We start from the raw sequence: 22,858 nt of genomic DNA on the forward strand, positions 1-22,858 counted from the left end.
GGGATGAGCTGCAAGCCGCAAGCTAGAGCGGCTGAAGGGGTGTGTTACGGGCGGGGAAACTACGGCTTGTTTTTCATTCGTTCGTTGGCGAGTCGTTCAGCCAGTGCATCCAGATCAGGTACAGAAGGTTCAGGCATCAGTTTCAGGGTGGCCTGCATCAACCGCATTTGCCGAATGAACCGTCGGCAATGGCGACAGAACATCAGATGATGGCGCATCATCAGTCGCTCTCGAAAACTCAATTGGCCATCGAGATAATCACTGGAGCGCGCCACTTGTTCCTTGCAGGTCAACATTCGCCGGTTTCCTCAAAATGCTCCACGGTCGCAAAGACCTTCAATCGTGCCCGATGCAGCAGCACACGAGCATTGGAGAGCGAGATCTCCAGAAGATTACAGATCTGCTCCAACTCAAGCCCCTGACGTTCACGCAACAGCAAGACACTGCTCTGCAGTTCCGACAGGCTGAGCAACGTGTGCTCCAGACACTCGCGCAACTCGTTTTCGGTCAACAGCGCCTCTGGCGTGTCCTGATGCCAGGCGAACGGCGCCACCAGCCAATGCCCATCCGTCGATGAAAAACGATCGTCACCGAGGGTGCCGTGAGGCGACGGCAGGTCATCGAGCAGCACTTCCCGGCGGTTTTGCTTGTAGCGGCTCTTGGCCGAATTGGCGGTGATGGTCAGCAGCCAGGTCTTGAGGCTCGAACGCCCCTCGAACCCGCCCAGATTGCGCACCACCGACAGCCAGGCGTCCTGGACCACTTCGTCGGCGTGTCGGTTGCCGACGATGGCATAGGCCACCGCGCGCATGGCGCTCTGATAAGTGCTGACCAGTTCCTTGAAAGCCTTCTGCTCGCCCGCCAGCAGGCGTTCGAGCAATCGGGTGTCGTCAGCTGCAGCCATGCAAACCTCGTTTCAGATCCATCGATGCTCCAGCATCAGACAACATTGTGGCGAGGGGGCTTGCCCCCGTTGGGTGGCGAAGCCGCCCCAAATCTGCGGCCCCGGCTTATCAGTTATACCGAGTGCGCTGGTTTTACGACTGCTTCGCAGCCGAACGGGGGCAAGCCCCCTCGCCACAACAGCCTTCTCACCACAACAGTCCTTCGCCACGACAGCCTTCTCACCACAAGCTCACTCGCCATGTAAGCATCAGCGCTTGCGCAATATCACACTACCGATCGAGTAGCCGGCGCCGAACGAGCTGAGGACCGCCAGCGAACCGCTGACCAGATCGTCCTGGTTTTTGTGAAACGAAATCACCGAACCGGCGGAACTGGTGTTGGCATAGGTGTCGAGAATCACCGGAGCTTCTTCTTCGGTGGCTTCGCGGCCCAGCAGCTTCTTGACGATCAGGTGGTTCATGCTGAGGTTGGCCTGATGCAGCCAGAAGCGCTTCACGTCGCTGACGTTGAGCTGGTTTTCTTCCAGGTGCGTGGCAATCAGCTCGGCGACCATCGGGCAGACATCGCGGAACACCTTGCGGCCTTCCTGCACGAACAGCTTGTCGGGGGCACCGATGCCCTCTTCCGCAGCGCGGTTGAGAAAGCCGAAGTTGTTGCGAATGTTATTGGAGAACTTGGTCAGCAGTTTGGTGCTGACCACGTCGAACTGGTATTGGGATGTCGCCAGATCCGCACGTTCGATGATCACTGCGGTGGCGGCGTCGCCGAAGATGAAGTGGCTGTCGCGGTCGCGGAAATTCAGGTGACCGGTGCAGACTTCCGGGTTCACCATCAGGATCGCCCGGGCCTGGCCCAGTTGCACGCTGTTGGCCGCAGCCTGGATGCCGAAGGTCGCCGAGGAACAGGCGACGTTCATGTCGAAACCGAAACCCTGGATGCCCAGCGCTTCCTGGACTTCGATGGCGATGGCCGGGTAGGCGCGTTGCAGGTTGGAGCAGGCGACGATCACACCATCGATATCAGCGGCGGTCTTGCCGGCACGCTGCAAGGCTTGCTCGGCCGCGCCGATGGCCATCTGGCAAAGCACCGACCACTCGTCGTTGGAACGTTCTGGCAGGCGTGGTGCCATGCGTCGCGGATCGAGAATGCCGTCCTTGTCCATGACAAAGCGGCTTTTGATGCCGGAAGCTTTTTCGATGAACGCTGCGCTGGATTCGGTCAATGCCTGGATTTCGCCACGCGCGATGGCGTCGGCGTTGTCGGCATTGAACAGCGCGACGTAAGCATTGAAAGACTGCACCAGCTCTTCGTTGGAAATGCTGTTGGCCGGGGTGTACAGGCCGGTGCCGCTGATGACGACGTTATGCATGGTCGTTTCTCTAATCCGTTCAGGCAGAAAGCGTTGGCACCGACGTACCAACACACAAAGGGTCTATTCCAGGCTCCGGACGCAAACCTGGCATCGCTTTATTCCGATCCGCCCGGCCCGTGAAGGCTCAAAACCGCGGGACTGGCGTTTATAGGCGCGAAGTTTGCCATAAACGCTGGCTTTTGGCGCCTTTTGCGAGAGCAAACGCATACGTATTGGAGCCGTTGTGGCGAGGGGACTTGCCCCCGTTGGGTGGCGAAGCCGCCCCAAACCTGCAGCCCCGGTGTATCAGATATACCGAGTGCACAGGTTTTACGACTGCTACGCAGCCGAACGGGGGCAAGCCCCCTCGCCACAACAGCATCACGGCTCGACCTGGCTCCATTGCTTGTTCAGGCGCTTGTCGGAGATCGGCACTTTGGTCCCCAATTGCTGCGCGAACAGCGAGACCCGATATTCCTCCAGCCACCAGCGATAGAGCTCCAGCTGCGGATCGCGCTTGCCTTCCTGGGCGTGTTTGTTGGCGCGGGTCTGGTATTGGGACCAGAGTCCGGACAATTCACCGCTCCAGACCCGGTCTTTCTGCACCTGAGCGCCGAGTTTTTCGAAACGTTGCTCGACGGCCTTGAGGTAACGCGGCAGTTCCTTGAGCCACGGCATCGGCGTTTCGCGCACAAACCCCGGATACACCAGATGGCTGAGCTGCTGCTTGATGTCGTTCAAGGCCACGGCTTGCGCCAGGTCGATCTTGCCCTTGAAGCGTTTTTGCAGGCCGTGCCACAGCTTGAGAATCTCCAGCGTCAGCCTGGCCAACCGCTCAGCGTGCTCGGTCCAGCCGCCGCGTTTGCGCTCGGCCAGCGACGCCAGCCCGGCGCCATCGCGTGGCAACGGGTCTTCGCCCTCAAGAATGCAGCTGTCGAGGCTGGCCAGCAGAATGTCTTCCACCAGGCTGTCGACACGCCCCATGTCGCGGTACATCAGGCCCAACTCGGTCAGCCCCGGCAACTTGCTGCGCAGGAACTTCGCCGGTTCCGCCAGTTGCTGCATCAGCAAACGCTGCAACGCCCGGCGATGCTGGAACTCGGCTTCGGCCGGGGTCGAGAATCGACCTTCCTTGACGGTGCCGGCCTCTTCGACCAGCGCCGGATACACCGTCATCGATAGCCCGGCGATTTTCTGCCGGGTTTTCTCGGCCACGGCGGCAAAGACTTTCGGCTCCACCGGTTGTTGGCTCTTCGCACTTTGCGGTACAGCCAACGCAGCCTGGCTGGCCTCGGCAAAGCGTGCGGTCAGCTCGGTCAGGTCACGGCCTTCGCCGAGGAACTTGCCCTGACCGTCGACGATTTCCAGGTTCATCCGCAAATGGCTTTCGACCTGCTGCGAGGCTTCGGCCCAGGCTTCATCGCTGACCCGCGCACCGGTCATGCGCAGCAACTCGCGGCCCAGCGCCTGAGGCAATGAGCCCTCGGCAAATGTGATGCGTTGCAATGCGGCTTTGACGAAGTCCGGCACTGGCACGAAATTCTTGCGCAGCGCCTTGGGCAGATTGCGCACCAGCGCAATGCATTTGGCCTCGATCATCCCTGGCACCAGCCATTCCAGACGTTCCGGCGGCAGCATCGGCAACAGCGGCGCTGGCACGCGCAAGGTCACGCCATCACGCGGATGGTTGGGCTCGAAGTGATAACTGAGGGCCAGTTCCAGATCGCCGATGTGCAGCGTGTCCGGGTAATGCGCGGCAGTGACTTCGCTGGCTTCGCGGGCCAGCACGTCTTCTTCGCGCATGATCAACAGCTGCGGGTCTTTCTGGCTGTTGACCCGGTACCAACTGTCGAAGGTCGCGCTCTGGTGAATCTCTGCCGGCAACCGCGCATCGTAGAAGGCGAACAGGGTTTCTTCGTCCGCCAGAATGTCCCGGCGACGCGCCTTGGCTTCCAGTTCATCCAACTGCTCCAGCAATCGCTGGTTGGCCGTCAGACATTTGGCTCTGGACTGAATCTCGCCACGCACCAGACCTTCGCGAATAAACAATTCACGAGACACCACCGGGTCGATCGGCCCGTAATGCACCGGCCGGCGACCCACCACGATCAGCCCGAACAGGGTGATTTGCTCGAAGGCCACGACCTGTCCGCGCTTCTTCTCCCAGTGGGGTTCGAAGTGGTTTTTCTTGACCAGGTGCCCGGCCAGCGGCTCGATCCAGTCGGCGTCGATCTTGGCGACCATTCGCGCGTAGAGTTTGGTGGTTTCCACCAGTTCGGCGGTCATCAGCCATTGCGGACGCTTCTTGCCCAGGCCCGACGAGGGGTGAATCCAGAAGCGCCGCTGACGGGCACCGAGGTAATCGCCGTCTTCGGTTTTCTGGCCGATCTGGCTGAGCAGGCCGCAGAGCACGGCTTTGTGCAGTTTCGGGTAATCCGCCGGCTCCTTGTTGAGGCTCAACTGCAGGTCGCGGCAGATCAGGCTCAACTGACGATGGGAGTCGCGCCACTCGCGCAGGCGCAGGTAATTGAGGAAATTCTTGCGGCACCAGTTGCGCAGCGGGCTGGCCGTCAGGGCTTGGCGCTGCTCTTCAAAACCACGCCACAGATTGACCAGCCCGGCGAAGTCCGAGTCCACATCTTTCCACTGCGCGTGAGCTTGATCGGCGGCTTGCTGACGTTCCGGCGGACGTTCGCGCGGGTCCTGAATCGACATGGCGCTGGCGACGATCAGCACTTCCTGCAAGCTGCCAAGTTTCGCCGCTTCCAGCAGCATTCGGCCCATGCGCGGGTCCACCGGCAGCCGCGCCAGTTGGCGACCAAGCGGCGTCAACTGACTGTTGCGGTCCACCGCCGAGAGCTCTTGCAGCAGGTTGAAACCGTCGCTGATGGCCTTGCCATCCGGCGGCTCGATAAACGGGAAATCGGTGATCTCGCCGAGGCGCAGATGAAGCATCTGCAGAATGACTGCGGCGAGGTTGGTCCGCAGGATTTCCGGGTCGGTAAATTCCGGGCGACCGATGAAATCTTCTTCGCTGTAGAGGCGGATGCAAATGCCCGGCTCGACCCGCCCGCAACGACCTTTACGCTGGTTGGCGCTGGCCTGGGAAATGGCTTCGACGGGCAGGCGCTGTACCTTGGCGCGGTAGCTGTAGCGGCTGATGCGCGCGGTGCCGCTGTCGATCACGTAACGAATGCCCGGCACCGTCAGCGAGGTTTCGGCGACGTTGGTCGCCAATACCACGCGACGTCCGGGGTGGGACTGGAAGATCCGCTGTTGCTCGGCCGGCGACAGTCGCGCGTACAACGGCAGAATCTCGGTATGTTTGAGCTGAGCCTTGCGCAGCATGTCCGCTGCATCGCGAATCTCGCGCTCGCCGGGCAGGAACACCAGCACATCGCCCGGACTCTTGCGCTCACTGCGTTCGAACGCGGCAATTTCGTCCAGGGCGGCGAGAATGGCCTGATCCACGGTCAGGTCATCCTCGACGCGGTTGCCCTCCTCGTCCTGCTCCAGAGTCAGCGGGCGATACCAGGTTTCTACCGGAAAGGTGCGACCGGACACTTCGACGATTGGCGCATCGTCGAAGTGTTTGGAGAAACGCTCCAGGTCGATGGTGGCCGAGGTGATGATGACTTTCAGGTCCGGACGACGCGGCAGCAGGGTTTTCAGGTAACCGAGCAGGAAGTCGATGTTCAGGCTGCGTTCGTGGGCTTCGTCGACGATGATCGTGTCGTAGCGCTCGAGGTAGCGGTCGTTCTGGGTTTCCGCCAGCAGGATGCCGTCGGTCATCAGTTTGATCAGGGTGTTGGCATCGCTCTGATCCTCGAACCGCACCTGATAGCCGACCAGTGCGCCCAACGGCGTCGCCAATTCTTCAGCGACCCGGCTCGCCACACTGCGGGCGGCGATTCGACGGGGTTGCGTGTGGCCGATCAGGCCGTGCTGGCCACGACCGATTTCCAGGCAGATCTTTGGCAACTGGGTGGTTTTACCCGACCCGGTTTCACCGGCAATGATCAGCACCTGATGCTTGAGCAGCGCTTCCTTGATTTCGTCGCGCTTGGCGGCGATCGGCAGGCTGTCGTCGTAACGAATCACCGGCAGGCTGGCACGCCGTGCCAACACCTGATCGCAAGACGCCTGCGTGCGTGTTACCCACTCGGCGAGTTTGGCCTCGTCAGGTTTCTTGCGCAGCTCCAGCAACTGCCGCCGCAACCGATGGCGGTCGGCGAGCATGGCGTGATCGAGGTTTTTCAGCAGTTTGTCGATTGAAGGCGATTCGTCAGTCATCAGGTACGCAAAAGTCGTCTAGTGGCGCAGGGGGCGGATTGTCGCAGATTTGGCAGCGATTGCGGGTGGTGTGATCGTTCCCACGCTCTGCCTGGGAATGCAGCAAGGGACGCTCTGCGTCCCAAGAGCGAACGCGGAGCGTCCGGGGAGGCATTCCCATGCGGAGCGTGGGAACGATCAGTGTCAGGTGCGGGTTACTCGTTATCGAGGCCTTTGCGCCGATACGGGAACACATCGATCACCTTCCCCGCCCGAATCGCCTCCTGCAAACTCTTCCAGTAATCGGCGTTGTACAACTCGCCATGCAACTGACCGAACAACTTTCTTTGCCCCAAATCGGCGAACAGAAACGGCGGAAACTCTTCAGGAAACACATCCAGTGGCCCGATCGAGTACCAGGGCTCTGACGCCATTTCGTCTTCCGGCGTGCGCGGTTGCGGGATATGGCGGAAGTTGGCTTCGGTCAGGAAACAGATCTCGTCGTAGTCATAAAACACCACCCGACCGTGACGGGTGACGCCAAAATTCTTCAACAACATGTCGCCGGGGAAAATGTTCGCCGCTGCCAGTTGCTTGATCGCCAGACCGTAATCCTCCAGCGCCTCGCGAACCTGCGCCTCGTTGGCGTGTTCCAGATAAAGGTTCAATGGCGTCATCCGGCGTTCGGTCCAGCAGTGGCGAATCAGCACCGTATCGTCCTCCACGGACACGGTGGACGCGGCCACTTCGAGCAACTCTTCAAGGCATGCCGGCTCGAACTTGCTCAAGGGGAAACGGAAGTCGGCGAACTCTTGGGTGTCGGCCATGCGCCCGACCCGGTCGACGCTTTTCACCAGGCGATACTTTTCGATCACCGTGGCGCGGTCGACGTTTTTCGACGGTGAGAAGCGGTCCTTGATGATCTTGAAAACGGTGTTGAAGCCCGGCAGGGTAAACACGCTCATGACCATGCCGCGCACGCCGGGGGCCATGATGAACTGGTCGTCGGTGTTGGCCAGGTGATTGATCAGCGCGCGATAAAACTCGGACTTGCCATGCTTGTAGAAGCCGATCGAAGTGTACAGCTCGGCAATGTGCTTGCCCGGCAGGATGCGTTTGAGAAAGCCGATGAATTCCGCCGGCACTGGCACATCAACCATGAAGTAGGAACGGGTGAAGGAGAAGATGATCGACACCTCCGCCTCGTCGGTGATCAGCGCATCGATCTGGATGCCCCGGCCTTCGCGATGCAGCAGCGGAATCACCAGTGGCCATTGCTCGTCAGGGGTGTAAATGCGCCCCACCAGATAGGCGCCCTTGTTACGGTAAAGCACCGAGGAAAACAGTTCGACGCTCAGCTCCGGGTCCTTGCAGACCCAGTCCGGCAGATTCTCGCGCAATTGCACTTCGAGGCGACGCAGGTCGCCGGCCAGATCGGCATAATCCTCGCTGAAGCGGTAGTCGGCAAAAATGCTCGTGAGCATGCCCGATAACTGCCCATGCGGTTTGTAGGTGCGGGTTTGTGCCGCCCGGGCGCGACGCAGGCTCGGGCGCGTGGTGTGGATGAACATGCAGCCATCGCTGATCAGGTCGTGGCTGAACAGGCCGCAGAAAATCGAGTTGTACCAGGTCTCGGACAACTCATCGTCAAAGCGCAGGTCGATCAGGCTGATGTAAGCGCTTTTGACCAGCGGCCAGTTGCTGACGTCCATCAGCACCTCGGTCGCGAACGCCGCATGCAAGCGCCCGACCGTTTCGCCGACCTTTTCTTCGTAGAGGTTGATCCGCGCCGCCGACGCGACTTGCGTCTCCTGCCATTGAGCCTGCTCGAAACGGGCCCGGGCGCCGTCGGTGATCTGACGGAAATGCTCGCGGTAATCGTCAAAGCCATCGAGGATCATTCGGGCGATGTCGGCGGCTGGCCATTGCTGCGGCATAGGTAAAACCTCGGCGGCTATTCTTGTCGTTGGGGCTGAGCTTAGTGGCCCTGTGTGACGCAACGCAACCATTGCCTTGTGCCCTGACTGGCGCGACACTTGCGCGCCAATCAAGGAAGGAAAGCGCTGTGAACCCCCTCGATATCCTGCGTATGTTGTCGCTTGCCGCCATTTGGGGTGCGAGTTTTCTGTTCATGCGCGTTATAGCCCCCGTGATTGGCACAATCCCCACGGCTTTTTTTCGCGTATCGATTGCCGCCGTCGGGCTGCTGGTGATTCTTGGCCTGATGCGCATCAGCTGGGATTTCAAAGGCAAGTTCAAGACGGTGATGCTGCTGGGGATGATCAATTCCGGGATTCCGGCAACCCTCTATTGCGTGGCGGCCCAGGTGCTGCCGGCCGGTTACTCGGCGATTTTCAACGCCACCACGCCTTTGATGGGGGTGTTGATCGGCGGTCTGTTCTTCCATGAAAAATTCACCGCCGCCAAGTTGAGCGGCGTCTTTCTCGGCCTGTTCGGCGTGGGCATCCTCACCCGTGCCGGGCCGGTGGCGTTCAACCTGGAACTGCTGACAGGCGCACTCGCGTGCCTGATGGCCACCACTTGCTACGGCTTTGCCGGGTTCCTCGCCCGGCGCTGGCTCGACCATGCCGGCGGTCTCGACAGTCGCCTTTCGGCGCTGGGCAGCATGCTCGGCGCGACGTTGTTGCTGCTGCCGCTGTTTGGCTACAGCGTGCTCAGCCAGCCACCGGCGAGCTGGGGCGGCTGGAGTGTCTGGCTGTCGTTGCTGGGGTTGGGTTTGGTCTGCACAGCCTTTGCCTACATTATTTACTTCCGTTTGCTGACGTCGGTTGGCCCGGTGAAATCAATGACCGTGACCTTCATGATCCCGCCGTTCGGCGTGTTGTGGGGGGCGCTGTTGCTGGATGAGCCGCTGTCGATGGCGCACCTTTATGGCGGGGTGTTGATTGCGCTGGCGTTGTGGCTGGTGTTGAAGCCGGCGGTGGCGAAAACCGTTCAAATGGCTGCCAAGTAGTTTGACGGTGTTGCCGATGGCGCCATCGCGGGCAAGCCCGCGATGGCGTCGGCTCAGACGACTACAAAGCTAACTGACTCACCTCCCCATCCACCAACCGCCGAATCCCCAGCGGATTAGCGTTCTGCAACGCCTGGGGCAACAACGCATCCGGATAATTCTGGAAGCACACCGGCCGCAGGAAACGGTCGATCGCCAGCGTCCCAACTGACGTCCCGCGCGAATCGGACGTCGCCGGGTACGGCCCGCCATGCACCATCGCTTCGCAGACTTCGACCCCGGTCGGATAGCCATTGAGCAAAATCCGTCCGACCTTTTCCTGAAGCAACTCAGCCAGCCAGCGGTACTCCAGCAATTCATCCGCCTCGCCAATCAGTGTCGCCGTCAGCTGTCCGTGCAGGCCATGCAGCGCTGCCGTCAACTGTGTCCGATCCTCGACTTCAATGACGATGGTGGTCGGTCCGAAGACCTCTTCCTGAAGCAGTTCATCGCCCTTGAGCAACAGACTGACGTCCGCCTGGAATACCTGCGGTTGAGCTTGATTGCCCTGCTGCGGCTTGCCCGCCAGATGCGTCAGCCCAGGATGCTCGTGCAACTCGACCAGGCCTTTGCTGTAGCTGGCCAGCGCTCCGGTGTTGAGCATGGTTTGCGGCGGTTGCTGGTTCATGCTGGCGCAAAACATTTCCAGAAAGGTGCTGAACTGCGGCGAACGCAGGCCGATCACCAAGCCCGGTTTGGTACAGAACTGCCCGCAACCCAGCGTCACCGAACCCGCCAGTTGCACGCCGATCTGTTCGCCACGCACCGCAAGGGCTTCAGGCAGCAGGAATACCGGGTTGATGCTCGACATCTCGGCAAATACCGGGATCGGCTGCGGCCGGGTCGCAGCCATATGACTCAGTGCATTGCCGCCCTTGAGCGAACCGGTGAAGCCCACGGCTTGAATCGCCGGGTGTTTGACCAGCCATTCACCGACTCCACCGCCATAAATCATGTTGAATACGCCTGCCGGCATTTCGGTTTTTTCCGCAGCGCGGATGATCGCGTCCGCGACCCATTCGGCGGTTGCCATATGTCCGCTGTGAGCCTTGAACACCACCGGGCAACCAGCCGCCAACGCCGAGGCGGTGTCGCCGCCAGCCGTAGAAAATGCCAGCGGGAAATTACTCGCGCCGAACACCGCGACCGGCCCTAAAGCGATGCGGTACTGGCGCAGATCGGGACGTGGCAATGGTTGACGATCCGGCAGCGCCCGATCAATCCGCGCACCGAAGAAGTCACCACGACGCAGGACCTTGGCGAACAGGCGCATCTGGCCGCTGGTGCGTGCGCGCTCGCCTTGAATACGTCCGGCCGGCAATGCGGTTTCACGGCATACCGTGGCGATGAAATCCTCCCCCAGCGCATCGATTTCATCGGCAATGGCGTCAAGGAACCGGGCGCGCTTCTCCGCGCTCAAGTTGCGATACACCGGATAGGCTGCGGCAGCCGCTTTGGCGGCGGCATCCACTTCGGCTTCGGTGGCCTGGAAGAAAGTACCGGGCAACGCGTCACCGGTACTTGCATCCAGACTTTGCAGTTGCAGCGTGCCGTTGGCGCTGCGGCCGCCACCAATGTAGTTGTGTCCAAGCAGGGTTGTCATGACAGATTCCTTGACCGGCAAATCTCACCGGAGATTGAAGGCTTAAAGCGCGCGGACCTGACCGATGGCCAACGGCGGAGCACTTTCACCGATGCCGTTCTCCAGCGGCGCACCAAACTCACCCAGACTGATCTGGAAGCGATCCCCCGGCCGGGTTTTCACTCCGTCGGCAAACGACAACGTGGCGGTGCCGAAGTAATGCACGTGGACATCGCCCGGACGCAAAAACTGGGCGTATTTGAAGTGGTGGAATTCGAGGTTGGCGAGGCTGTGGCACATGTTGTCTTCACCGCTGAGAAACTCTTTTTCCCAGAGCGTTTCGCCGTTGCGGGTGATGCGACTGGTGCCCGCTAGATGCTTGGGTAACTCACCGACTCGCAACTCCGGCCCATAGGCGCAATAGCGCAGTTTCGAATGAGCCAGGTACAGATAATTACGACGTTCCATCACATGGTCGGAGAACTCGTTGCCCAAGGCATAACCGACGCGATACGGCAGGCCGTCGTCGCCGATCACATAGAGCCCGGTCAACTCCGGTTCTTCGCCGGCGTCTTCGGCAAACGCTGGTACCGGGAAATCTGCGCCGGGGCGTACGACAATGCTGCCGTCACCCTTGTAGAACCATTCAGGCTGCGCACCGATTTGCCCGGCTTGCGGTTTACCCCCCTCAAGACCCCACTTGAAAATGCGCATGGTGTCGGTCATGCCGGCTTCGACCGCACCATCCTGCTGGTGCATCTTGTCCCGCGCCGAAGCGCTGCCCAAGTGAGTCAGGCCAGTGCCGCTGATCAGGCAATGGGCCGGGTCTTCGTGGTCCAGCGGCGGCAGCACCCGCCCCTCTTGCAACAGTTGCTGGTAGTCCGGGCCGGGGTCGGAGCCTCGGCTGGTGACTTCATCTTGCAGGCTACGTTTGCCGCGGATCGCCGCCAGCGCCAGTTCGCGAGTGTTACGGGTATCGCGCAGCACTTGGACCTGACCGCCCTCGACGAGGCCGACCTGGCGTTGCCCGGTGATGTTTTCAAATTGAATCAGGCGCATGTCCTGTTCTCCGGAAAATTCTGGATGGCGTCGCCTTTCAGGCGACGCGCCAAGGTCATTCGATAATGTTGAAGTCGCCGAGGTACTCATCGGAGATTTCCAGGCCCAGGCCCGGCTTGTTGTCATCGAGCTGGATGTAGCCTTTGACCGGTTGCGGCTCGCCCTTGAACACGTAGTAGAAGAGTTCATTGCCGACCTCGACGTCGAACACCGGGAAGAATTCAGCCATTGGCGAAGCGGTGGTGGACATGGTCAGGTGATAGTTGTGCATCTGCCCGGCGTGCGGAATCACCGGCACCGACCAGGCTTCGGCCAGGGCGTTGATCTTGCGCGCGGCAGTGATGCCGCCGACGCGATTGGTGTCGTACTGGATCACATCGATGGCGCGGCGTTCCAGCAAGTCCTTAAAGCCGTAGGAAGTGAATTCATGCTCGCCGCCGGAGATCGGCATGATCCCCATTTTTTTCAGCTCGATGTAACCCTCGATATCGTCGGCGATCACCGGTTCTTCGAGCCAGCGCGGTTCGAATTCAGCGAGTTTTGGCAACATGCGACGGGCGTATTCCAGGGTCCAGCCCATGTAGCATTCAAGCATGATGTCGATGTCCGGACCGGCCAGTTCTCGCAGCGCCCGCACTTGCTCGATGTTCTTGCGCATACCCGCCGGGCCGTCTTTCGGACCATAGCCGAAACGCATTTTCAGCGCAGTGAACCCTTGGTTCAGATAGCCCTGGGCTTCTTCGAGGAACAGGTCGAGGTTGTCGTTGGCGTAGAGCTTGGAGGCGTAGGTCCAGATTTTTTCCTTGGTGCGACCGCCGAGCAGTTTGAACACCGGCTTGTTCACGGACTTGCCCATGATGTCCCAGATGGCGATGTCGATCGCCGAGATCGCCGCCATACCGATGCCTTTGCGCCCCCAGGCGTGGCTCTGGCGGTACATTTTCTGCCAGATGTATTCGTTATCGAACGGGTCTTCGCCAATGGCGATCGGTGCCAGGTAGGTGTCGATGATTTCCTTGGCCACACGCGGCGCCAAGGCGCAGTTACCGATGCCAACAAGACCGGTATCGGTCTCGACCTCCACCACCAGCCAGCCATGGAAACGGAACGAACCCATCGCGTCGCCGCGCTCGAACAGGATGTCACTGGCGTTGGTGCAGAAGTGCGCTTGAGGGGGAACGACTTTGCCTTTCCACTCGAAAACGCGGGTACGGATTGCTTTGATTTTCATGAATACAGTTCCTTGCGCTGCCGGCTTTTTGTAGTTGTTGAGTCGCTGCGCAGAGCCGTTCCTGTGGCCGGCTTCGGGCATTCGATGGAGCGACTTTAGCCAGCGCTCGGGGGGAGGGGATAATCACTTATGCGTATCCGACGATAACCTGGGGTGATCGCAAAAAGCGGATATTGAGTGAATGAGGTTATGGGTACACAACAAACAAATGTGGGAGCAGCCTCCCACAGTGACTGGTGGTGTTGATCGATTTTTGATCAATGAAAAACCCTGTGGGAGCGGGCTTGCCCGCGATGGTGGCAGTACAGACACTCTTGCAGTGACTGTCGGGCCGCTATCGCGAGCAGGCTCACTCCCACAGGGGTGCGTTGTGTCAGTAGTTGTTGGCGCCCATCCGGCACGCAATCTCGAACGCCTGGCGGGTCGCCCCGACATTCGCCTTGCCGTACCCCGCAATATCAAACGCGGTGCCATGGGCCGGTGTGGTAATCGGAATCGGCAACCCGCCCTGCACCGTCACCCCACGGGAGAAGCCCATCAACTTGATCGCGATCTGGCCCTGGTCGTGATACATCGTCACCACCGCATCAAAGGCACTGGCATCGCCCTGCACCTTGAGGAAAATCGTGTCGGCAGGGTATGGCCCCTCGGCCGCAATACCCAGCGCCTGAGCCGAACGAACAGCCGGGCCAATGATGTCCAGCTCTTCGCGACCGAACGAGCCGTTGTCACCGTTGTGCGGGTTCAGCCCGCACACGCCGATGCGCGGTTTTGTCAGGCCGTTGCGTTTGAGGGCTGTGTCGATCAGCTGGATCGCTTCGACCACCCGCGTCTGGCTGAGCATGCCAGGCACATCGGCCAGGGCCACGTGGGACGTCACGCGCGAAGTCCAGAGGTTGTCGAGCACGTTGAATTCGCAGAACGGCCCGTGAAAATCCAGCAGCTCGGCGAACCAGTGCAGCTCGTCGCTGTGGGCCATACCGGCCATGTGCATCGAGGTCTTGTTCAACGGCCCGAACAGCACCGCGTCTGTGGTCCCGGCCTCGGTCAGGCGCAGGGCTTTTTCCAGGGTGTCGAGGCTGTAGCGGCCGCCGATGACACTGGCTTCGCTGCGCGGGAACTCGCCAATGGTGTCGCCACGGAAGTCATAGAACAGCGGCGTGTCATCGCGAAAATCCAATTGATCCAGAGATTCGATGCGACGGTAAGGAAACTCTGTCCCGGCGATGCGCATGCCGCGACGCATTTCCGCTTCGTCGGCAATCAGGATCACATTCGCCTGGCTACGCACTTGAGGCTCTGCGAGCAGGCGTGCGATCAGTTCCGGGCCGATGCCGGCCGGGTCACCCAGGACAATGGCAATGGTCGTCTTGTTCATGCTTCACTCCTCAAGGTTTCAGGCCATGTTCGGTCAATGGCGCAAGGTTCACAGCGATAAACCCGCTGCGCGTTGCTGTAGAAAAGCCGTTCCTGATCGGCACATGGCAGATCTGCAACGATGGATTTGAAACCGCTGTAAATGTCGTCGAACGAACCACACAGGCTGTCCACCGGAAAGTTGCTGGCGAACATCGCCCGATCAGTGCCGAACATGGCGATCACTTCACGCACGATCCAGCCGTTGTCTTTGGCGCGCCATGCCTGGCCACACTGCCCAAGGCCGGAAATCTTCACCTGCACGTTCGGCCACTCGGCCAGCCGCGCCATCGCCAGACGCCAACCTGCCAGGCCTTCGGCACTGCGGTCATTGGGCAACCCGGCGTGATTGAGAATCAGCGTGGTACCGGGAAAGTCCCGAGCCAGCCGTTCGGCCTCGTGTAGGTTCCACCACGGGGTCTGCAAATCGAAATGCAGGTCCAGCCCTTCGAGGGCGGCAAAACTGCGCCGCCAGTGTTCGTCGCTCATCAGGCTGCGAACATGGCCAACTTGCGCAGGCGTGGTCGGGCCGCCGGGTTTGTGACGCACGCTGCGTACACACTTGAAACTGGCTTGTTCGGCGAGCACTGCAATGGCGTCCGGGTGATCGAGCCAGGCTTGCGCCACGACCGCGTTCGGGACGCCATATCGGGCGGCCAGCCCCTCGATAAAAAGGGTTTCGCCAATCGGATCTTGAGGGTCCCATTCGGTCTCGACGTACACCGTTTGCACCACGTGATGCTGGCCAGCGTCAGCGAAGTAGTCTTCGGGAAAGTAGCGACGTTTGATTGCGCTGTAATCACCGTAGCGAAAGGGAATGTTGGCTTCGGGCGCCAGCCACGGATGGTCATTAATCGACGGGTCCCAGAAGTGATGATGGGCATCGATGATCGCTCCGCTCCATAACTCACCCATGACGCACCTCGTCGAGACTGATGAATAAAGTTGCCAACACGAACACCGCAGAGCACATCGCAAAGAAACCCAGCACCGGCGCAAAACCACCGGTCATTTGCACAATGATTCCCACCAGGATCGGCACCGCAATACCGCCCGTGCTGCCGGCCATGTTCATCACGCCGCCGATCAGGCCGACCCGCGCCGGTGCCGCCAGCAGCGCCGGGAAGCTCCAGTAGAGGCTGCCCCACATCAAGAAAAACGCGGTCATGGCCAACAACGCCACGGCCGCAAAAGGATTGCTCAGGGTCGGCAGCAGCAGGAACGCACCTAGGGCCACCAGGCCGGAAAACGCCAGCAGACTCTTGACCGCCACACCGCGGCTGATGCCCTTGCGGATCAACCCGTCGCAGAGGAAACCACCGGTCAACGAACCCAACGCGCCGCACACGAAGATCACGAACGTCGCAGCGCCAATGCCCTTGATATCGAAGCCGCGAGCCTGGGCCAGATAACTCGGCCCCCAGGTCAGCAGACCGAAATACACCATCGCCCAGCAGGCACGACCGATCAGCAAACCACTCAGGGATTGTGCGGCAATGCCCAGGCCTTTGACCGGAGTGCGCGCAGCTTCGGCAGCAGGAGTGGCGCGTCCGGCGTTGATTTTCTCCAGTTCCGCCGCATTCACTTGCGGGTGACTGGCCGGGTCATCGCGCAGATACCGCCACGCCAGCCAGGCCAGGACCAGGGTCGCGATGCCAGCGATCGCGAACGCCAGGCGCCACGAGTCCAGCGAAGCAATCAGATAAGCAATGATCAGACCGCCAAGTGCTACGCCCAACGGGCTGCCGCTGTCCATCAGCACCGCGCCGCGACTGCGCTCGCTCGGTGCCAGCCACAGTGAAATCAGCTTGCCGCCCGAAGGGAACAACGGTGCTTCCGCAGCCCCCAGGGCCACCCGTGCAAAGAGCAACGACAAGCCGCCGGTGGCAAATGCGGCCAGTACCTGAAACGTGCCCCACAATCCGGTGGACCAACTGATGAGCCGGTGCGGCCCGAAGCGATCGATCATCCAGCCGCCGGGAATCTGCAGCAGCGCATAGGCCCAGAAAAAGCTGCTGAGAATCAGCCCTTGCATGCTCGGCGACAGGGCAAACTCATGGGCGATGGTCGGCATCGCAATGGACAGCGACACCCGATCGATCAGGTTAACCATGGTTAAGGCAAAAATGATCGCAAAGATCCGCCAGCGCACGTTACTGGCTTTGCTGGTACCGGTCATCGAAGTCGACGCTACCGTTGGCTGGACATCTGCGCCGGGCAGATGCAGGGAAGCACTGGGACGAGCCATGGTGCGTACCTCGTTTTATTATTGTTGTGAATTGCAACTTTGCCGCTTCATGGCGGCGCTGGTGAGCACTATCGAAGGCTCAGTGATAACCGTCTAATCAAAACTTGAAATAAGGCGATAGCCTCGGGTTATGGCATACCCTGCTTTCGGGAGCCTTTCAATACTTGGCGCTAAGGTCGACTTCGGCTCTGCCACCCAGGCTTTAGCGACAAAATGCGCTTTTCACGGTCACGACCTATAACCCCAGGCTATCGGCGTATGTATTGTTTTGACTAGACGCGGGGGCGTCTGCTTCCCACACTCACTCCAGGCTTGCGGCTTTCCCAAGTCACTCATAACAACTACAAAAACGAGGCCCTTCCATGCGAAATGCATTCGTCCGTCGCATATCCCGTCTGTTTCTTGGCTGCACGCTGATCGCTGCCAGCACCCTTCCCGCTCTGGCTCACGCCTGGCAACCGGACAAGAACGTCGAAATCGTCGTCGCCGGTGGTCCCGGTGGCGGTACCGACCAACTTGGGCGTCTGATCCAGTCGATCATCACCACGCACAAGTTTCTCGACGTTAATACCATCGTTCTCAACAAGGGCGGCGGCAATGGTGCCGAAGCGTTTCTCGACCTGAAAATGAATAAGGGCGATCCGGAAAAACTGGTGATCGGCACCAACAACATCTACCTGTTGCCGCTGGTGTCCAAGCTCGGTTACCAATGGCAGGAACTGACTCCGATCGCGGCCGTCGCCGAGGATGACTTCATTCTCTGGAGCTATAAGGGTGCGCCATGGAAGGATGCCAAAGGCTTCTATGAAGCGGCCAAAGCCGACCCGTCGAAACTGCGCATGGGTGGCAGCCAGTCCAAGGATGTCGACCAGACATTGACCCTGCTGCTGAACCAGACCAACAACAGTAAGCTGGTGTACATCCCCTTCAAGAGCGGCAGTGAAGCCGCGACCCAACTGGCCGGCAAACACATCGCCGCCAACGTCAACAACCCCAGCGAAAGCATCAGCCAGTGGCGCGGCGATCAGGTCGAACCGCTCTGCGTGTTCAGTAAGCAACGCATGAGCTACACCGAGAAAGTCGCCGGCGAAAAATCCTGGGCCGACGTTCCGACCTGTCACGAGCAAGGCCTGGGCATCGATCAGTATCGCTTCCCACGCACCGTGTTCATGCCCGGCGAAGTCACCGCCGAACAGCGAGCGTTCTATGTCGAGCTGATGCGCAAAGTCACCGAGACTCCGGAGTTCAAGGCCTACGTCAAGCAGAACGCGCTGGTGCCGACCTTCCTCGAAGGCGAGCCACTGACTGCTTACATCGAGAAAGACACCGCTCGCGTTACGCCGGTGTTCAAAGAAGCCGGCTGGCTGAAAAACTGAGTTGTTTGCGGCCGTTCTCCTACGTACGGCCGTTACCTCTGGAGGTGCTTTCATGTCCCATTCTTCGGATTCACCGGCGCTAGTCGGTACCCGCTGGGTCGAACTCGGCCTGACACTCTTCACCACGCTGATCGGCGCGGTGGTGATGTACGGCAGCGTCGAACAAGGTATCGGCTGGGGCGATTCCGGCCCCGAGCCGGGTTACTTCCCCTTCTACATTGGCCTGTTACTGAGCGCCGCAAGCGTGGGCAACGGTGTGTTGACCCTGGTGCGCTGGCAAGCCCTGAGCCTTTCATTCGTCAGCCGCAGTGCGTTCAAACAGGTGTTATCGGTGTTTATCCCGATTGCGCTGTTCGTCGGCGCCATGCCGTTCACTGGCATCTACGTGGCATCGGCCTGTTTCATCGCCTGGTTCATGTGGCGTGACAAGGTCCGCGTCAAACCGTATGGCAAGTTGGTGATCGGCAGCGTGTCCCTCGGCGCGGTGCTCGCCAGCTACCTGATTTTCGCGCTGTGGTTCAAGGTCCCGCTGGATGCCGGCCCGATGGGCGACTGGATTGCCCTGGCCGGGAGAACCTTCAAATGAGCGAGTTCGATTCTCTGCTGCAAGGCATGAACCTGATCCTGACCCCGGGCCACATCGGCCTGATGGTGATCGGCGTGCTGCTGGGAATTCTGGTCGGCGTATTGCCCGGCCTCGGCGCCCCCAATGGCGTGGCATTGCTGCTGCCGCTGACGTTCACCATGTCGCCGGTGTCGGCCATCATTCTGCTGTCGTGTATGTATTGGGGCGCACTGTTCGGCGGCTCGATCACCTCGATTCTGTTCAACATTCCCGGTGAGCCCTCATCGGTGGCGACGACGTTCGACGGCTACCCGATGGCCCGCGAAGGTCGCGCCGCCGAAGCCCTGACTGCCGCGTTCAGCTCGGCACTGATCGGCGCGTTAGCCGGGGTGTTGTTGCTAACGTTCCTGTCGACAAAGATTGCTGCGTTCGCCATGTCTTTCAGCTCGCCGGAGTTCTTCGCGGTGTACCTGTTGGCGTTCTGCACGTTCATCGGCATGAGCAAGAACCCGCCGCTGAAAACCGTGGTCGCGATGATGATAGGTTTCGCCATGGCGGCGGTCGGCATGGACACCGTGTCCGGTAACCTGCGCCTGACCTTCGACCAGCCAACCCTGATGACCGGCATCAGTTTCGAAGTGGCGGTGATCGGCCTGTTCGGTATCGGCGAAATCCTCTGCACCGTCGAGGAAGGTCTGGTGTTTCGCGGCGAGCATGCGCGCATCACGCCGATGATCATCCTGCGCACCTGGGCCAAGTTGCCGCGCTACTGGTGGACCATCTTGCGTAGCACCTTGGTCGGTTGCTGGATGGGCATCACCCCTGGCGGTCCGACCGCTGCATCGTTCATGAGCTACAGCCTGGCGCGACGTTTCTCGAAAAACCGCGAGAACTTCGGCAAGGGCGAACTCGAAGGCGTGATCGCCCCGGAAACCGCCGATCACGCGGCCGGCACCAGCGCCCTGCTGCCGATGCTGACGCTCGGTATTCCCGGTTCGGCCACCGCCGCCGTGATGCTCGGAGGCTTGATGATCTGGGGCCTGCACCCTGGCCCGACGCTGTTCGTCGAGCAACATGACTTCGTCTGGGGCCTGATCGCCAGCATGTACCTGGGCAACGTCGTCAGCCTGATCGTGGTGCTGGCCACCGTGCCGCTATTCGCTTCGATCCTGCGCATTCCGTTCTCGATCATTGCGCCGATCATTATCATGGTCTGCGCTATCGGTGCGTACTCGGTGCACAACTCGTTCTTCGACGTCGTGCTGATGCTGGGTTTCGGCGCGCTGGGTTATCTGTTCAAGAAACTCGGTTACCCGATCGCGCCGCTAGTGCTGGCGGCGGTGTTGGGGGACAAGGCTGAAGACGCGTTCCGGCAGTCGATGCTGTTCTCCGACGGTCACATCGGGATCTTCTGGTCGAACCCATTGGTGGGTGGCCTGACCACGGCGGCGCTGCTGATGCTGTTCTGGCCGCTGATTTCCAAGGTGCTGCAAACCCTGTTGGGCCTGCGCAAACCCCACGTCGCCAAGCCAAAATCGGTGCTGTGACACAGCAATGCTGGCAACGCCTGACATTTGTTGTCAGGCTTGCCGCAGTCCTTTTTGCGAGCACGGCCCATGACCCGAATTCCTGTTGCCAATGTGATCCATAGTCGACTGCGTCTGCGCCAGCTGCGGCTGATGCTGGCGTTGCAGGAATTCGGCTCGTTGCGCCGCGCTGCCGACCACATCGGCATGACCCAACCCGCGGCGACCAAGATGCTGCACGAAGCCGAGGATTTGCTGGGTGTGGAACTGTTCGAGCGCCTGCCTCGGGGGATGCGCTCTACTCCCTTCGGGGAAACCGTCATCTACTACGCGCGCATGGTGTTTGCCGAACTCAGTGGCATGCGCGAAGAACTGGTGGCGCTCGAGTCCGGCAACCTTGGGCGGGTCGCGGTCGGTGCAATTCCGGCACTGGCCTCGGGACTGTTGACCCGCACCATCGCCACCTTGAAGCAAAGCCATCCACGGTTGTCGATGAGCATTCAGGTCGACACCAGCGACGTGCTGGTGCAAGCGCTTTTGCAGGATCAGCTGGATATTGTATTGGGGCGGATTCCGGCCGGTGCGCGAGCCGAGGAGTTGCTGTTCGACAGCCTTGGCGAAGAGGCCTTGTGCGTGATTGCCGGCGCGCAAAATCCACTGGCGAAGGAGAAGCAGCTGAGCTGGGCAGAATTGCAGAACATGACGTGGGTGCTGCAACAACATCCAAGCCCGATGCGCGCGATCATCAATCAGGTGTTTCACAACGCACGGGTCGACATCCCCAGCAGCATCGTCGAAACCACATCGATCATGACCTTGCTGTCATTGATCCAACAGACTGACATGCTCGGTGTTACACCGGTGTCAGTGGTCGAGGATTATCCCGGCCGTGATCTGTTGGCCGTGTTGCCGATCAAGTTCGAAGCACGGCTGCCACCCTATGGGCTGATCACCCGCCGTCATCGTATTCAGTCGTCGGCGATGCAGGCGTTCATGAATTCGGTGCGGGCCGAACATGCTCTGGCCTAATAAAACAAGGCCCGGAGCGCATGCCCCGGGCCTTGTTTTACTTCAAACAGTTTTACGGAAGACGAACACCAGGCCGACGATGATCAGCCCCATTCCCAGTAGGCTCAACGCCGCCAGTCGGTTGCCGAAAAACAGGTAATCCATCACCGCCGTCACCGCCGGCACCAGGTAAAACAGACTGGTGACATTCACCAGATTGCCTCGTGCAATCAGCCGATACAGCAGCAGCGTCGCCAGCACTGATACCACCAACCCCATCCACAACACCGGCACGATGAACCCTGTGCTGTGTTCGAATTGAAAAGGTTGGAACGGTACGAAGATCCCGCAGAGCAACAACCCCGCCAGATACTGCACCGGCAGTGTGCCGAGAGGATTATCGGTGATGCGTTTCTGCATGATCGAACCGAACGTCATGCTCGCCAGCGCCAACAGACCGAAGAGCATTCCGGCCAACGACATGCCGGCCAGACCGATGCCTTGGTAAACCACCATGATCAACCCGGCCAAGCCTAGCGCCAGACCGAAGATCCGGCTTTTTGATCGGTGCCGCTCCATGATAACTACGGTGAGAATCGGTTGCACGCCCATGATGGTTGCCATCATGCCGGGGGTGACCTTCAGGTCCAGGGCCAGCAGATAGAAAATCTGATAAGCCCCTAGCAACACCACGCCCGTGGCCATCGCATATAACATCGGCTTGCCGCCCTTGGGCAGTTTCAGCTTGAGCAACGGCATCAACAGCACCAGCCCGCACAAGGCAATGGCGAAACGAATCAGCAAAAAGGCGAAGGGTGATGCGTGCGCCAACCCCCATTTGGAGAAGATCGCGCCGCTGCTCCACAGCAAAACGAACAGGCTCGTGGACGCCGCCGCGATTGCAGATTTTTTCGAAAGGACAAACATGAATACCACCTGTAGTCAGGCAAAAAGCCAACTCAGCCGAAGCTGAAGTTCAGTAGTTTTTTCAGGCGCTTTTTCAGATGGGCACGGGAACAGCAGAAAAAAGCTAATCAGCCCGAGAAGCCAACGCCTGGCGGTGATACGACTGCGCACACCGGCGTGCTACTGACAGGTGGGGGGTAATGACTGATCTGCGCAGGCTGCTGATTCCCGCACGGCACGACGCCAGCGTTGACCGCTGAATCGACTACCGCGTTGATGGGGGAAGCTGGCATGGGCTGATCTTTATTGATGGGTGAAAGGGTGGTTCGGGAAACCACCGAGGGCCGACTATAACCAGCGTGTGACATGGATTGCAATGAGTTAACGTCAGAGCCGAAA

The 22,858-nt window shown here is 60.0% G+C and carries 17 protein-coding genes; 5 read left to right on the forward strand and 12 right to left on the reverse strand.

Annotation, left to right across the window (positions count from 1 at the left end):
* Positions 1-59 precede the first annotated feature (59 nt).
* The 5 genes from BZL43_RS02905 to aceK all read right to left on the reverse strand — a co-directional run bounded on the left by BZL43_RS02905 (position 60) and on the right by aceK (position 8,466).
* Positions 60-296: an anti-sigma factor gene (locus BZL43_RS02905; RefSeq protein ID WP_095630912.1), complete on the reverse strand. Its 237-nt coding sequence runs from the start codon at positions 294-296 to the stop codon at positions 60-62.
* Positions 290-904, reverse strand: coding sequence for an RNA polymerase sigma factor (locus BZL43_RS02910; protein ID WP_095630913.1), 615 nt, complete (start codon positions 902-904; stop codon positions 290-292). The genes BZL43_RS02905 and BZL43_RS02910 overlap by 7 nt, the downstream gene beginning before the upstream one ends.
* A gap of 249 nt (positions 905-1,153) precedes the next feature.
* Positions 1,154-2,275 (reverse strand): beta-ketoacyl-ACP synthase III, encoded by a 1,122-nt coding sequence (locus BZL43_RS02915; RefSeq protein ID WP_095630914.1) that lies wholly within the window; start codon positions 2,273-2,275, stop codon positions 1,154-1,156.
* Between the two features lie 363 nt (positions 2,276-2,638).
* Positions 2,639-6,550 (reverse strand): ATP-dependent RNA helicase HrpA, encoded by a 3,912-nt coding sequence (gene hrpA, locus BZL43_RS02920; protein ID WP_095630915.1) that lies wholly within the window; start codon positions 6,548-6,550, stop codon positions 2,639-2,641.
* A gap of 194 nt (positions 6,551-6,744) precedes the next feature.
* Positions 6,745-8,466, reverse strand: a complete 1,722-nt coding sequence (aceK, locus tag BZL43_RS02930) for a bifunctional isocitrate dehydrogenase kinase/phosphatase (protein ID WP_095630917.1) — start codon at positions 8,464-8,466, stop codon at positions 6,745-6,747.
* A 128-nt stretch (positions 8,467-8,594) separates the two neighbouring features.
* Between aceK and BZL43_RS02935 the strand changes: the two genes are divergently transcribed.
* Positions 8,595-9,503, forward strand: coding sequence for a DMT family transporter (locus tag BZL43_RS02935; protein ID WP_095630918.1), 909 nt, complete (start codon positions 8,595-8,597; stop codon positions 9,501-9,503).
* 61 nt (positions 9,504-9,564) lie between these two features.
* Here the strand turns inward: BZL43_RS02935 and BZL43_RS02940 are convergent, their stop codons facing one another.
* From BZL43_RS02940 to BZL43_RS02965, 6 genes are all read right to left on the reverse strand, one after another.
* Entirely contained in the window at positions 9,565-11,145 is a 1,581-nt protein-coding gene (locus BZL43_RS02940; RefSeq protein WP_095630919.1) for an aldehyde dehydrogenase (NADP(+)), read from the reverse strand.
* A 42-nt stretch (positions 11,146-11,187) separates the two neighbouring features.
* Complete coding sequence (araD1, locus tag BZL43_RS02945; protein ID WP_095630920.1) at positions 11,188-12,183, reverse strand: AraD1 family protein; 996 nt, start codon at positions 12,181-12,183, stop codon at positions 11,188-11,190.
* Positions 12,184-12,238: 55 nt separating this feature from the next.
* Positions 12,239-13,414, reverse strand: coding sequence for an L-rhamnonate dehydratase (locus BZL43_RS02950; protein WP_095630921.1), 1,176 nt, complete (start codon positions 13,412-13,414; stop codon positions 12,239-12,241).
* A gap of 373 nt (positions 13,415-13,787) precedes the next feature.
* Positions 13,788-14,792 carry a 4-hydroxythreonine-4-phosphate dehydrogenase PdxA gene (locus BZL43_RS02955; protein ID WP_095630922.1) on the reverse strand — a complete coding sequence of 335 codons (1,005 nt, stop codon included), beginning with the start codon at positions 14,790-14,792 and terminating at the stop codon, positions 13,788-13,790.
* Positions 14,789-15,745: an amidohydrolase gene (locus tag BZL43_RS02960; protein WP_095630923.1), complete on the reverse strand. Its 957-nt coding sequence runs from the start codon at positions 15,743-15,745 to the stop codon at positions 14,789-14,791. The genes BZL43_RS02955 and BZL43_RS02960 overlap by 4 nt, the downstream gene beginning before the upstream one ends.
* On the reverse strand, positions 15,738-17,009 hold the full coding sequence (locus BZL43_RS02965; protein ID WP_168185058.1) for an MFS transporter: 1,272 nt from the start codon (positions 17,007-17,009) through the stop codon (positions 15,738-15,740). Before BZL43_RS02965 ends, BZL43_RS02960 begins: the two co-directional genes overlap by 8 nt.
* 431 nt (positions 17,010-17,440) lie before the next feature.
* Between BZL43_RS02965 and BZL43_RS02970 the strand changes: the two genes are divergently transcribed.
* The 4 genes from BZL43_RS02970 (at position 17,441) to BZL43_RS02985 (ending at position 21,574) form a co-directional block, all read left to right on the forward strand.
* A complete protein-coding gene (locus BZL43_RS02970; protein WP_095630925.1) occupies positions 17,441-18,454 on the forward strand; it encodes a tripartite tricarboxylate transporter substrate binding protein in 1,014 nt (337 codons plus the stop codon).
* A 52-nt stretch (positions 18,455-18,506) separates the two neighbouring features.
* Positions 18,507-19,040, forward strand: coding sequence for a tripartite tricarboxylate transporter TctB family protein (locus BZL43_RS02975; RefSeq protein ID WP_095630926.1), 534 nt, complete (start codon positions 18,507-18,509; stop codon positions 19,038-19,040).
* Positions 19,037-20,566, forward strand: coding sequence for a tripartite tricarboxylate transporter permease (locus tag BZL43_RS02980; RefSeq protein ID WP_095630927.1), 1,530 nt, complete (start codon positions 19,037-19,039; stop codon positions 20,564-20,566). Before BZL43_RS02975 ends, BZL43_RS02980 begins: the two co-directional genes overlap by 4 nt.
* A 69-nt stretch (positions 20,567-20,635) precedes the next feature.
* Positions 20,636-21,574 (forward strand): LysR family transcriptional regulator, encoded by a 939-nt coding sequence (locus BZL43_RS02985; protein ID WP_095630928.1) that lies wholly within the window; start codon positions 20,636-20,638, stop codon positions 21,572-21,574.
* A gap of 42 nt (positions 21,575-21,616) precedes the next feature.
* Here BZL43_RS02985 and BZL43_RS02990 read toward each other — a convergent pair whose 3' ends face one another.
* The gene (locus BZL43_RS02990; protein WP_095630929.1) at positions 21,617-22,480 is read right to left on the reverse strand and encodes a DMT family transporter; all 864 of its coding nucleotides are present in this window, start codon (positions 22,478-22,480) and stop codon (positions 21,617-21,619) included.
* Positions 22,481-22,858 lie beyond the last annotated feature (378 nt).

It is taken from the genome of Pseudomonas sp. PICF141 (assembly GCF_002286815.1).
Classification (GTDB): Bacteria; Pseudomonadota; Gammaproteobacteria; order Pseudomonadales; family Pseudomonadaceae; genus Aquipseudomonas.